General features: G+C 65.7%; 13 protein-coding genes. 4 read left to right on the forward strand and 9 right to left on the reverse strand.

What is annotated here, in order from left to right; translation table 11 throughout:
• Positions 1–24 precede the first annotated feature (24 nt).
• Both trxA and RBB84_RS21095 read left to right on the forward strand, forming a co-directional pair.
• Entirely contained in the window at positions 25–354 is a 330-nt protein-coding gene (trxA, locus tag RBB84_RS21090) for a thioredoxin (protein ID WP_006550900.1), read from the forward strand.
• A 135-nt stretch (positions 355–489) separates the two neighbouring features.
• Positions 490–1,668: an N-acetylmuramoyl-L-alanine amidase gene (locus RBB84_RS21095; protein WP_024102537.1), complete on the forward strand. Its 1,179-nt coding sequence runs from the start codon at positions 490–492 to the stop codon at positions 1,666–1,668.
• Positions 1,669–1,743: 75 nt separating this feature from the next.
• Here the strand turns inward: RBB84_RS21095 and RBB84_RS21100 are convergent, their stop codons facing one another.
• The 9 genes from RBB84_RS21100 to rpmH form a co-directional block, all read right to left on the reverse strand.
• Complete coding sequence (locus RBB84_RS21100; protein WP_033098129.1) at positions 1,744–2,433, reverse strand: hypothetical protein; 690 nt, start codon at positions 2,431–2,433, stop codon at positions 1,744–1,746.
• A 58-nt stretch (positions 2,434–2,491) separates the two neighbouring features.
• Positions 2,492–3,724 carry a ParB/RepB/Spo0J family partition protein gene (locus RBB84_RS21105; protein WP_024102539.1) on the reverse strand — a complete coding sequence of 411 codons (1,233 nt, stop codon included), beginning with the start codon at positions 3,722–3,724 and terminating at the stop codon, positions 2,492–2,494.
• Entirely contained in the window at positions 3,721–4,692 is a 972-nt protein-coding gene (locus tag RBB84_RS21110) for a ParA family protein (protein WP_006550904.1), read from the reverse strand. The genes RBB84_RS21105 and RBB84_RS21110 overlap by 4 nt, the downstream gene beginning before the upstream one ends.
• A gap of 624 nt (positions 4,693–5,316) precedes the next feature.
• On the reverse strand, positions 5,317–5,997 hold the full coding sequence (gene rsmG / locus RBB84_RS21115) for a 16S rRNA (guanine(527)-N(7))-methyltransferase RsmG (RefSeq protein ID WP_033098073.1): 681 nt from the start codon (positions 5,995–5,997) through the stop codon (positions 5,317–5,319).
• Between the two features lie 110 nt (positions 5,998–6,107).
• Positions 6,108–6,653 (reverse strand): R3H domain-containing nucleic acid-binding protein, encoded by a 546-nt coding sequence (locus RBB84_RS21120; RefSeq protein ID WP_006550906.1) that lies wholly within the window; start codon positions 6,651–6,653, stop codon positions 6,108–6,110.
• A 22-nt stretch (positions 6,654–6,675) separates the two neighbouring features.
• Positions 6,676–7,770: a membrane protein insertase YidC gene (gene yidC / locus RBB84_RS21125; protein ID WP_006550907.1), complete on the reverse strand. Its 1,095-nt coding sequence runs from the start codon at positions 7,768–7,770 to the stop codon at positions 6,676–6,678.
• A 69-nt stretch (positions 7,771–7,839) separates the two neighbouring features.
• Positions 7,840–8,130 (reverse strand): membrane protein insertion efficiency factor YidD, encoded by a 291-nt coding sequence (gene yidD, locus RBB84_RS21130; RefSeq protein WP_350246741.1) that lies wholly within the window; start codon positions 8,128–8,130, stop codon positions 7,840–7,842.
• The gene (gene rnpA / locus RBB84_RS21135; protein ID WP_024102541.1) at positions 8,127–8,522 is read right to left on the reverse strand and encodes a ribonuclease P protein component; all 396 of its coding nucleotides are present in this window, start codon (positions 8,520–8,522) and stop codon (positions 8,127–8,129) included. Before rnpA ends, yidD begins: the two co-directional genes overlap by 4 nt.
• A gap of 20 nt (positions 8,523–8,542) precedes the next feature.
• The gene (gene rpmH / locus RBB84_RS21140) at positions 8,543–8,686 is read right to left on the reverse strand and encodes a 50S ribosomal protein L34 (RefSeq protein ID WP_006550910.1); all 144 of its coding nucleotides are present in this window, start codon (positions 8,684–8,686) and stop codon (positions 8,543–8,545) included.
• Between the two features lie 587 nt (positions 8,687–9,273).
• On the opposite strand from rpmH, the gene dnaA reads away from it, so the two are divergent.
• On the forward strand, positions 9,274–11,049 hold the full coding sequence (dnaA, locus tag RBB84_RS21145) for a chromosomal replication initiator protein DnaA (protein ID WP_006550911.1): 1,776 nt from the start codon (positions 9,274–9,276) through the stop codon (positions 11,047–11,049).
• Positions 11,050–11,551: 502 nt separating this feature from the next.
• Entirely contained in the window at positions 11,552–12,736 is a 1,185-nt protein-coding gene (gene dnaN / locus RBB84_RS21150) for a DNA polymerase III subunit beta (RefSeq protein WP_024102543.1), read from the forward strand.
• The last annotated feature ends 10 nt before the right edge of the window (positions 12,737–12,746 follow it).

Below are 12,746 nucleotides of genomic sequence, written 5' to 3' on the forward strand. Positions count from 1 at the left end.
CACCCCGAGATTCAGGAGACATCCGTGGCCGACAAGAACACCGTCACCATCACCGACTCGTCGTTCGTCGAGGACGTACTGCAGTCCGAGAAGCCCGTCCTCGTCGACTTCTGGGCCACCTGGTGCGGTCCGTGCAAGATGGTCGCTCCGGTTCTCGAGGAGATCGCGGCCGAACACGGCGACAAGCTGACCGTCGCCAAGCTCGACATCGACGCCAATCCGTCGGCCGCACGCGACTACCAGGTCATGTCGATTCCTACGATGATCCTCTTCTCCGGTGGCAAGCCGACGAAGACGATCGTGGGGGCCAAGGGCAAGGCGGCGTTGCTTCGGGATCTCGCGGACGTCCTGTAGTACCGTCCCAGGATCAACCTCTCGGATGTGCCCGTGAGCCCGTCTTCACGGGCACATCCTTCATCCAACCCCCGTTCGATGCTGCCCAGCCCTCACGCCGGGCACCGATCCTGTCAGCACGGAAAGGCCCGATACATGCGCCCTCTTCGTCACGGCGACCACGGTCCGGCGGTCGCCGAGATCCGGAGCACCTTGGCCGGCCTGGGCTTCCTGCACAACGAGCCCGAGGAGTCGGGCGACTGGATGGGATCGGACGTCCCCTTCGATCGTGAACTCGACGGAGCCGTGCGCGCGTTCCAGCAGCAGCGCGGTCTGCTCGTCGACGGGACCGTAGGCCCCGCGACCTACCGTTCCTTGAAGGAAGCGTCGTACAAGCTCGGTGCGCGCACCCTGATGTATCAGCTCTCCGCTCCGCTCTACGGCGACGACGTCGCGGCCCTGCAGACCCGTCTGCAGGATCTCGGCTTCTACGTCGACCGTGTGGACGGCTACTTCGGTCCGAAGACCCACGAGGGTCTGTGCTCCTTCCAGCGCGAGATCGGACTCGCCTCCGACGGCATCTGCGGTGCCGAGACACTGCGCTCGCTCGAACTGCTCGGCACGCGCGTGTCGGGCGGGTCGCCCCACGCGATCTCCGAGGAGGAGATCGTGCGCCGCTCCGGTCCGCAGCTCAGCGGCAAGCGCATCGTCATCGACCCGGGTCTCGGCGGCAACACCCACGGCATCATCGTGCCGAGCCCCCACGGCCCGATCTCCGAGGCCGACATCCTGTGGGATCTCGCGCGTCGGCTCGAGGGCCGGATGGCGGCGACGGGCATGGAGACCTTCCTGTCGCGGCCGTACCACGTGAATCCGACCGACGTCGAACGCGCGGGCACGTCCAACGCGTTCGGTGCCGACCTCATGATCTCGCTGCGGTGCGACGCGAGCCACAGCCCCGCCGCGAACGGCATCGCGAGCTTCCACTACGGCAACTCGCACGGGTCCGAGTCGATGATCGGACAGGTGCTCTCCGGTTACATCCAGCGCGAGATCGTCGCCCGCACGAGCCTGCAGGACTGCCGCAGCCACGGCCGCACCTGGGATCTGCTGCGCCTGACGAACATGCCGACGGTGCAGATCGATCTCGGTTACCTCACCAACGAGCAGGACGCCGCGCTGCTCGCCGATCCGCGCAGCCGCGACATCATCGCCGAGGCGATCCTCATCGCGGTGAAGCGGCTGTACCTGCTCGGCCAGGACGACCAGCCGACCGGCACGTACACCTTCGCCGAGTTGCTTGCCGAAGAGTTGTCCATCTCCGACAGTCGCTAGCCGGCCCGTAGACGAGAAAAGGACCGCCCCGCAGAGTCTGCGGGGCGGTCCTTTTTCGTCGGTGTCCGGTGTACGTCAGTGGGCGCCGACGGCCGAACCTGCGGTCAGATCCGCGACGGTGAGAGAGGACTCCTCGAGGAGCCGATCGAGGGCGGCCTCCACGGCGAACTTCCACTCGTGGTCGCGGTCGAGCTCGAGACGCAGCCGCGGGTAGCGGTAGTGCGGGGCGACGACCTCGAAGCCCATGTCCTCGAGGAAGTCTGCGTCGATCATGCACTCCGTGTCGGAGCACCCGAGTGCGGCCGTCGCGTGCGGCACATCGCTCGCTTCTACGTCGGCGGTACGTCGGATCCCGAAGGCCTCGATGGCACGGACGTTACGACGGACGAGATCGGCGACGACACCGCGGATGAGGTCGGCTCCGACATCCGGCTCGTCCGCGTGCGGTTCGGTCCGCATGGATGTCAGCAGGATCGCGTCGGCGCTGACGGGCGCGGTAGGGAAGGCCTGCGCGCGGGGAACCATGCCCGGCGGAGCGTAGAGCGCGCACCCGGCGGCCTTGTCGCCGATCGTCGCGATCTGGCCGCACGACCCCCATTCGAGAAGGACCATGGACAGCCATGCTTCCTTCTCGAATTCGGGGTCGGCGAATTGCTGAACGTCGGGCGATGAGGTGGGATCCAGCTCCCAGAAAACGCACCGTCGCGCATGAGCAGGCAACTGCTCGATCCCACTCAACGTGAGCGGTGATACTCGGGTCGACACGGGATAGCTCGCCTCCACGTCTTTCGTCTACAGACTGTTGTCTTGCTCCGACGAGGAGTCAAGAAAGGTCGGTCTGAGACTCCATCATCTTCACGATGCGTTCGAGGTCGTCGACCGAACCGAACTCCACCACGATCTTGCCCTTGCGCTTGCCGAGGCTCACGGTCACGCGCGTGTCGAAGGAGTTCGACAGGCGCTCCGCGACGTCCTGCAGCCCCGGCATCTGGATGGGCTTCCGACGCTTCTGCTGCGGAGCGTCGGGGGTCTCGTTGCGGTTGGCGAGCACGACGGCTTCTTCCGTCGCCCGCACGGACAGGCCCTCGGCGACGATGCGTGCGGCGAGTGCCTCCTGAGCGTCGGCACCGGCCTCGAGCGCCAACAAGGCACGCGCGTGCCCGGCCGACAGCACTCCGGCCGCCACGCGTCGTTGCACCGCGACCGGCAATTTGAGCAGCCGGATCATGTTCGTGATGACCGGCCGCGACCGTCCGAGCCGACTCGCGAGTTCCTCGTGGGTGACCTCGAACTCCTCGAGCAACTGCTGATAGGCCGCGGCCTCTTCGAGGGGGTTGAGCTGCACCCGGTGGATGTTCTCGAGCAGCGCGTCGCGCAACAGCGATTCGTCCTCGGTGTCGCGGACGATCGCGGGGATCGTGCCGAGGCCTGCCTCCTGGACGGCACGCCAGCGACGCTCACCCATCACGAGCTGGAATCGGTCGCCTTCGAGACGGCGGACCACGACCGGCTGCATGAGCCCGAACTCGCGGACGGAGTGGACGAGCTCGGCGAGCGCTTCCTCGTCGAAGACCTGCCGCGGCTGCTTCGGGTTGGGCTCGATCCGGTCGATCGGGATCTCGAGGTACACCGCTCCGGTGGGGGAGGGGAGGGGTTCGCTTTCGGATGCCGCTCCGGACGCCCGTGCCGCGTCGTCCTCGACAGGCTCCGCCGGGGACGCGGGCGCCGGCGTCCTGCCGTCGCCGATGATGAGATCGGCGGCTGCCATGCCCAGACCCGAGGACGGGAGGTTCAGGACCGACGAGCCGGGGCGACGCGACGCAGCCGACTTGGACTGTCCGCCCGAAGCAGGCTTCGACGGTTCACCCGCGGCCGGTGCGGACTTGGCCGGCGCAGGAACGGCCGGAGCCGCGGTATTGGTGGGAGCGGTGGCCGTGGGAGCGGCGGCAGTGGAACTCGGGGCGGCCGTGGGCTTCTGCTCTGCATCCACCGGGGGACCGGTGGGGATGAGCGCTGCCAGACCTCGACCGAGCCCGCCTTTACGTGTCGCGCTCATCCGTTCCCCTGATTCTCGTGTACCCCGCGTGCCGCCAACTCGCGCCCGGCGTCGAGGTAGCTCATCGCGCCGCGCGATCCAGGATCGTAGTCGAGAACGGTCATCCCGTAACCGGGAGCTTCGGAAACCTTCACGCTGCGGGGAATGACCGAACGCAGCACCGCGCTGCCGAAGTGCGCACGCACCTCTGCGGCGACCTGATCGGCCAGCTTGGTGCGACCGTCGTACATCGTCAGGAGGACGGTGGAGACGTGCAGTTCGGGGTTGAGGTGCGACTGGACGAGCTCGATGTTGCGCAGGAGCTGCCCGACACCTTCGAGTGCGTAGTACTCGCATTGGATGGGTATGAGAACTTCCTTCGCCGCGACGAGCGCGTTGACCGTGAGCAGACCGAGCGACGGCGGGCAGTCGATGATCACGTAGTCGAACTCGCGGTCGCCTAGCGCCTCCTTGGTAAGGGCGTTCCGGAGGCGGTTCTCGCGCGCGACCATCGAGACGAGTTCGATCTCGGCACCGGCGAGATCGATCGTGGCGGGGATACAGAAGAGGCGTTCGTTGTGCGGGCTCTGCTGCACGGCCTCGGCGGCATTGATCTCGCCGAGGAGGATCTCGTAGCTCGAGGGCACACCGGAATAGTGCGGCACGCCCAGGGCGGTGCTCGCGTTGCCCTGCGGATCGAGGTCGACCACGAGGACCGACAATCCTTGCACGGCGAGCGCGGAGGCGATGTTCACCGCCGTGGTGGTCTTACCGACCCCGCCCTTCTGATTGGCGATCGTGAAGACGCGACGCTCGCGCGGCTTGGGCAGTGCGTTGGCGTCGCTCGGATGCAGGACCTGGGTGGCGCGATGAGCAGCCGCGCCGATCGGGGTGTCGACGGTGGAGAAACCGTCGAAGGGCACGGGGGAGAAGTCGTCCTCGGCGCCTCCGGTTTCACGTGAAACAGCGGATTCAGATCCACCCGTCATAGAACACTCCTTACACGTAGATCCGCTCGGTTCGCACGCTACATCCTCGTCGCTTCCCGGTCGCGACTTCGAAGACCGGGTCGAGGCGCCGAAGGGAGAATGCGAGTCCCGGGCCCGGAGCTGTCCCCGCCCTTCCGACCACGCGCACGCATTCTCAGTTGGTTCAGTATCCCATCCGCATTCTAGGTTCCGTCGGCGACATGGCCGGGTGACGTTTCACGTGAAACGGGGAGCGGAGTTGTTTCACGTGAAACAGGCGGAGGAGCGGCTCGGTGGTTTCACGTGAAACAATCCCGACCCATACGAGTGGGCTCGAGAACCGCGAACACCCAGACTGAAATGCTCTGGTCCGCAATGCTATTCACATTAGTAAGTTCCAATCGTAGTGCACAGGAAGATAATTCGTTTGATAAACACATTTCAGGGAATCTGAAACATCACAGTGACGAAACTTCATGGGGTGATCGGGTCTGGTGTGACAACGTCCGAAACAACCGTTTTGCACCGGTAATGTACTCGAGTAGATTCCTCGAGTCGGAAAGAATGTCTCGGAAACGGCAGCACCCTCCCGACCCGGTAGGGGAGGGGAGGGTGTCGGGGCGATCGTCGCGCCAGGCGATTCGCTCAGCGCTTCTTGCGACGCCGCGCCGGCCGCGGAATCCGCTCGGCCTTCACGACGATCGTGGGTGTCGGAAGGAGATTGCCTCCGCACTCGAGCACCTCGAGATTGCCGGCACCGAGGCGAGCGAGTTCGTCGTGATCGCGGTCGATCTCTTCTCGAGCGGACGAACCCTTCAACGCCAGCATCCGGCCTCCCTCGTGGACAAGGGGGAGCGACCACTTGGCGAGCTTGGCGAGAGGTGCGACGGCACGGGAAGTCACGACGTCTGCGCCGCCCGCCTCCTGGAGGACGCTCGGCTGCTCAGCACGGCCACGGACCACGAGAATGTTCTCGATCCCGTGGGATTCGACGAACTCCGCCAGATAGACGGTGCGGCGCAGAAGCGGCTCGACGAGCGTGACCTGGAGGTCGGGACGGGCAAGTGCGAGAGGAATACCCGGCAGACCGGCACCGCTGCCCACGTCGACGACTGTCTCACCCTCCTGGATGAGTTCGCCCACCACGGCGCAGTTGAGAATGTGTCGTTCCCACAGGCGCGGCACCTCACGCGGCCCGATGAGCCCCCGCTCGACACCTGCCGTCGACAACGAATGGTGGTACCGCTCGGCAAGTTCGGTCCGATCCCCGAAGACCCGCTGCGCGACCGCCGACAGTTCCGCCTCGTGCTGTTCCACGTGAAACATCCTTTCCTGTCGGCTCACCCGAAACAACATCGGGACCCACAGCATCAGTTACGAAAAGGCGAAGAGGGACCCTGACGACGCAGAGTCCCTCTTCGGTCGGCACGGCCGACTCAATCCTTGACGATCACCACACGGCGGTGCGGTTCCGCACCCTCGCTCTCGCTGGACACACCGTCGATCTTCGCGACGGCGTCGTGCACGATCTTGCGCTCGAACGGCGTCATCGGCTCGAGCTCTTCGCGCTTGCTGGTCTCGAGCACGCGCTTCGCGGCCGACGCGCCGAGCGAGGAGAGCTCGGCACGCTTGCCTGCACGCCACCCGGCGATGTCGAGCATGAGCTTGCTGCGCTCGCCGGTCGCCTGCTGCACGGCGAGACGGGTGAGCTCCTGCAGAGCGTCGAGAACCTCACCGTTACGACCCACCAGCTTGGTCAGATCCTTACCGCCGTCGATGCTCACGACCGCGCGGTCGCCCTCGACGTCGAGGTCGATGTCACCGTCGAAATCGAGAACGTCGAGCAACTGCTCCAGGTAGTCGCCGGCGATCTCGCCTTCTTCGATGAGGTAGTCGTCATCGAGATCGGCGTCCGCCGCAGTGTCGCGCTCCTCGGGTGCCACCGCGAGGTCCTCTTCCACCTTGTCCAGGTCACTGGCCATATTCAGCTCTCTTCTACTTCGGTCAGCGCCGCTTGCGCTTGGAGTTCTTGGGTCGGCTACCCGGCTTGGGAGCGGACGCACCGGACTTCGAAGCCGCAGGGGAGCCGTCGCCGGCCGCGGCGTCCTTCTGCAGCGACACCTCGCCGGTCTCGTCGACCGTGGCATCGACGGCGTCGGACGCTGCGGCCGAGCCCTTCTTCTTGGACTTGTCGGGGCGAGCACCCGGCTTCGGTGCGTTCTCGTTCCGGCGGGCCAGAGCCGCAGCCTTCTTCTCCTCTTCCTCCTTGTCGATACGGCGGAAGACGAGGTGCTGCTGTCCGTAGGTCCAGATGTTGTTGCTGACCCAGTAGATGATGACGGCGATCGGCAGGAACGGACCACCGACGAGCACACCGAGTGGGAAGACGTACAGGGCCAGCTTGTTCATGATCGCGGCCTGCGGGTTCGCGGCGGCCTGCGCGCTCTGGCGGGAGACCGAGGCACGAGCGTTGAAGTGCGTGGCGACGCCGGCGACGATCATGAGCGGCACCGCGACGGCGGCAATCTGCCAGCGCGTCGGAATGCCGCCGAAAGGCTCGAACGCCTCGAGCGACGCCATCGGCTGCGTGATCCACGACGAAATCGGAGCACCGAACAGGCGGGCGCTCAGGAACGACTGGACGTCCTCCGGGCTGAACGCATAGTTGCCGATCTGCGCGTTCTCCTCCGGAGTCAGCCCGAGCTGGCCGAAGCCGGTACCCGTGCGGTTGAACGAGCGCAGCACGTGGAACAAGCCGATGAAGACCGGGACCTGCAGCAGAACGGGCAGACAGCCCATCAACGGATTGAAGCCGTGCTCCTTCTGGAGCTTCTGCATCTCGAGTGCCTGGCGCTGCCGGTCCTTGGCGTACTTCTTCTGAAGTGCCTTGATCTGCGGCTGCAGCTCCTGCATCTGGCGGGTCGTGCGAACCTGCTTGACGAAGGGCTTGTAGAGAATCGCGCGCAGGGTGAACACGAGGAACACCACCGACAGCGCCCAGGTCCAACCGCTGTCCGGTCCTAGGAACGGGATCGCGGCGAAGACTTTGTGCCAGACCCAGAGGATCCAGGACACGGGATAGTAGATGAAGTCGAGCACGGCTCTATGTACTCCTCTGGTCGTCCATGATCGCCACGAAGAGGCGTCGGTCTCGGGTCTCGGCTCCGGTCAGGTACCCACTGGGGACGACCGATGTTTCCGTTCGGGTACCGGATCCCACCCACCAGGGTGCCAGGGGCCACACTTGAGCAGTCTCACCGATGCCAGGACCGCACCGACGACGACACCCCGCGTGCGCAGCGCCTCCACGGCGTACTCGCTACAAGTCGGGGTGAATCGACAGGTCGGCATCCGTGTGGGCGACACATAGGTGCGATAGAGCTCGATACAGAAGATCAATGCCCGGGCCGGGGCGGACCGCAGGGACCGCCACCACGACCCCCGCTCGGGCTCGGTCATGCGCGAGCACTCCCATGCGAGGCGGAAGCACCGGCGTCGAGCAGTCCGAGGCGGGTGAGACCCGACCGCACCTGTTTGTCGAGCTCACGGGAATCCGCGATGGCAGCGCCGGGTAGTGCGCGCAGCACGATGTCGGTCTCGGAGGGCAGAGCCTCGACGAGACCTGCACAGATATGACGAAGCCGGCGTGCGACTCGATGTCGAATCACCGCCGGCCCGACAGCCTTGCTCACGACCAGTCCGAAACGCGGACCGCCGACACTCACCAAGGACTCGGTGCGATCGCGTTCGAGAACGTGAACGACCAGATCCCGCCGCCCCTGACGACGCCCTCGGCGGACGGTATCCGAGAAATCCGAGTGGCGCCGCAGTCGATACGGCTCAGGTAGCACCCCGAGCTCCCGTTAGGGAATCAGGCGGTGAGAGAAGCGCGGCCCTTACGGCGACGCGCCGAAACGATCGCGCGACCCGCACGGGTGCGCATCCGGAGACGGAAGCCGTGAACGCGCGCGCGGCGTCGGTTGTTCGGCTGGAACGTCCGCTTGCCCTTGGCCACGGTCGACACTCCTCGATAATTCTGCGACGGCGCGGCAAGCACCGTCGTCCAACGTGTACGTGAATTCGCAGGATTCGTATTGCTCGACTCGAGCCGGACGAACCCGTCACCTCGGTATGAGTGACTGTTCGAGGCTACTCGGACGCGGGCGCGAAATCAAACCGCGACGAACAGCGCCGATCAACGCGACACGCCGGACCTGTTCGGCGAAAACTACTCGCCGAGAAGATATGTGATCCGGAGCACAGCTCGGGTACGCTTTGGGCCATGTCTTCGACGGCGCATCGCGACTACCTGTGCAGTCCCGCGTCTCGCTCCGTTCGACGACGATGTGCCGGCCGGTGACGGCCTGCTGCCCCGCGCCTCTTCGGGCGTCGTCGCGCAGCTTCTCCGGGCGCGTTCACCGAACACGGAGTCGGACCGCGTCGCACCGTGTGTCACACTGATCCCCGCAGACCGCCCGGGCCCACGAGCCCCGCTGAGCGAATACACACCTCCCATCCACACATCCACCGGGTGATTCCCCCGGTTGTCCACACCTGTGGATAATCGTGTGGAAAACCGGTGACCAAAGGGAGGGAAGCTGCGTGAGCGACGAGCCGAACGCGCTGGCCGATGTGTGGACGGACGTCGTATCCGAGCTGACCATCGACGACGGAATGCTGACGAAGAGCCAGAAGGCATGGCTCGCGCTGGTAAAACCGATCACGCTCGCACAGGGATTCGCGCTGCTCTCGGTGCCGTCCACCCTCGCCCAGCAATCGATCGAACGCGATCTGCGCGAACCCATCCTCCGCACCCTCAACCGGCACCTCGGTCACCGGGTCGAGGGTCTCGGTGTGCGTGTCGAACCGCGGGAACGCATGGACGACCCCGCCGAGGATCCCTACGCCGAACCCCGCGACACGCTGCCCCTCGAGGGTCTGCCGGAAGATGCACAGCCTGTGAATCCGCGCACGGCAGAGCCCCGCAGCCGTGACCCGCGCACGGCAGAGCCCCGCAGCCGTGACCCGCGCACGGCAGAGCCCCGCAGCCGTGATCTGCGTCGCGACCCTCCGATGCCCCGGGATGTCGCCGGCGCGCGGGACGGGGCTGTGGCCAGGGACGGCGTCGGGCCGATGGACGGGGGATTCACCCGGGACGGCATGCTTCCCGGTGAGGGTGCGGCCTATCGGCGACGCCTGATCTCCTCGCGCGAGCACGACATGCTCGAGGCCGACCACGGCGAACTCGAGGAGGTCGACGACGACCGGGAGGCGATGACCGCCGTCCGCGAGTCGTGGCCGTCCTATTTCACCCAGCCCCCGCCGCCCGAGACGCCGCCCATCGGCAGCAGCAGCCTCAACGCGAAGTACACCTTCGACACCTTCGTGATCGGTGCGTCGAACCGGTTCGCGCACGCCGCGGCGGTGGCCATCGCCGAGGCACCGGCGCGCGCCTACAACCCCCTGTTCATCTGGGGCGCCTCGGGCCTGGGGAAGACCCATCTGCTGCACGCCGCCGGCCACTATGCACAGCGCCTCTTCCCGGGCATGCGGGTGAAGTACGTCTCCACCGAGGAGTTCACGAACGACTTCATCAACAGCCTCCGCGACGACCGCAAGGTCGCGTTCAAGCGGCGCTACCGCGAGACCGACATCCTCCTCGTCGACGACATCCAGTTCATCGAGGGCAAGGAAGGCATCCAGGAGGAGTTCTTCCACACTTTCAACACCCTCCACAACGCCAACAAGCAGATCGTCGTCTCGTCCGACCGGCCGCCCAAGCAGCTCGCGACGCTCGAGGAACGACTGCGGACCCGGTTCGAGTGGGGCCTGATCACCGACGTCCAGCCTCCCGAACTCGAGACGCGCATCGCGATCCTGTCGAAGAAGGCGCGCATGGACGGTCTGAACGTGCCGCACGACGTGCTCGAGCTGATCGCGAGCCGGATCGAACGCAATATCCGCGAACTCGAGGGTGCCCTGATCCGTGTGACGGCCTTCGCGTCGCTCAACAGGCAGCCGCTCGATCTCACCCTCGCCGAGGTCGTGCTGCGGGATCTGATGCCGGATTCCTCGGCTCTCGAGATCAATGCCGCCACGATCATGGCTGTGACCGCGGAGTACTTCGGGACGTCGATAGACGACCTGTGCGGCCCCGGAAAGGCACGGCCGCTGGCGCAGGCCCGCCAGATCGCGATGTATCTGTGCCGCGAGCTCACCGACCTGTCGCTGCCGAAGATCGGGCAGACCTTCGGTCGCGACCACACCACAGTCATGTACGCGGACAAGAAGATTCGCAAGGAGATGACCGAGCGTCGCAAGGTCTACGACCAGGTGCAGGAGCTCACCGCGCGTATCAAACAGCGGTCCAAGCGCTGATTCCTCGAGCCTCGAGTTTCCATCCACAGGGAGCGTCCACAGGGCGCTCCCTGTCCCGTATCTCGAGAAATTTCCGGTCCCCACACCTGTGGACAAGGGTGTGCAGAACGTGGGATCTTTGTGGACGAACGGTGGACAAAGAATGAACAGTCTCGAGGAATCCACATTCATCCTCGAGAACTCCTCGAGTTCATCCTCGAGTTCGACGCCCTCGAGAACGTTGCCCCACCAGCCTAGACGGTCGTTCGTCCACAGATTCCACAGGCCCTATTACTACTTCTGTGAGTTCTCTTCAGAAATCTTCTTTCAAAACAGGTGTGTGGAGAGCGTCGGTCCACAGGCCCTCGAGTGAGGCTCACGCCTCGAGCCTCCCGGCTTTCCAAGCAGCGAGGGAAGGCATAACGTGGACCCGCATCCCCCGGCTCCGCTCTCATCGGTGTCGGGGTTCTGTGACAGACTTCGTAGACTTGTCGAGACCACGATCGAAGGGATCCACCGGGCGATGGAGCTGGGAAGTATGAAGTTTCGTGTGCCTCGCGAGGACTTCGCTGATTCCGTTGCATGGGTTGCCCGAAGCCTTCCGTCGCGACCCCCCGTTCCCGTCCTGGGCGGTGTCCTGCTCGGAGCGGACGAACGCGGGCTGACGGTCTCGGGCTTCGATTACGAGGTATCCGCGCAGGTCCACGTCTCGGCCGAGGTCATCACCCCCGGTCAGGTGCTGGTGTCCGGCAAGCTGCTCGCCGACATCACCCGCGCGTTGCCCCACAAGCCTGTGGATGTCGTGCTCGACGGCACCCGTGTGCTCATCACGTGCGGTAGCGCCAAGTTCTCGCTCCCCACCATGCCTGTGGAGGACTACCCGCAGCTGCCCGCGCTCCCGCAGCAGACCGGTGCACTCTCCGGCGATCTGTTCGCCGAGGCCATCAGCCAGGTCGCCGTCGCCGCCGGCAAGGACGACACGCTTCCCATGCTCACGGGCATCCGAGTCGAGATCGAGGGCACCGACATGGTGCTCGCTGCCACCGACCGTTTCCGTCTCGCAGTGCGCAAGCTCGAGTGGATGCCCACCGCGGAGTCCACCAGCTCGGCCGTGCTCGTGCCCGCAAAGACCCTCTCCGAGGCCGCGAAAACTGTTGGCGGGTCGTCCAACTCCCCGGTCCAGCTCGCGCTCGGCAGCGGGTCGTCGGTGGGCGCCGAGGGCCTGCTCGGCATCGTCGCCGAAGGTCGCCGCACCACCACGCGCCTGCTCGACGCCGAATTCCCCAAGTTCCGCCAGTTGCTCCCCAACGAGCACACCGCGATGGCGACCGTCGAAATCGCACCGTTGGTCGACGCGATCAAGCGTGTCGCGCTGGTCGCCGAGCGCGGTGCGCAGGTCCGACTCGAGTTCACCGAGGGCAGCGTGATGCTGTCCGCCGGTGGCGACGACGCCGGCCGCGCCGAGGAATCGCATCCCGCGGAGTTCTTCGGTGAGCCGCTGATCATCGCGTTCAACCCCGGCTACCTGCTCGACGGTCTGACGTCGCTGCACACCGACAAGGTCTCGTTCGGGTTCACCACTTCGAGTCGTCCGGCCGTGCTGCGGCCGGCGCTCGACGAGGAACCCGTGCCGGATTCCTCGGGTACGTTCGCCGCTCCGGACAGCGATTACACCTATCTTCTGATGCCGGTGCGCCTGCCGGGCTGACCGGCCCCGA

Source organism: Rhodococcus sp. D-6 (assembly GCF_040256695.1).
GTDB classification, from domain to species: Bacteria; Actinomycetota; Actinomycetes; order Mycobacteriales; family Mycobacteriaceae; genus Rhodococcus; species Rhodococcus pyridinivorans.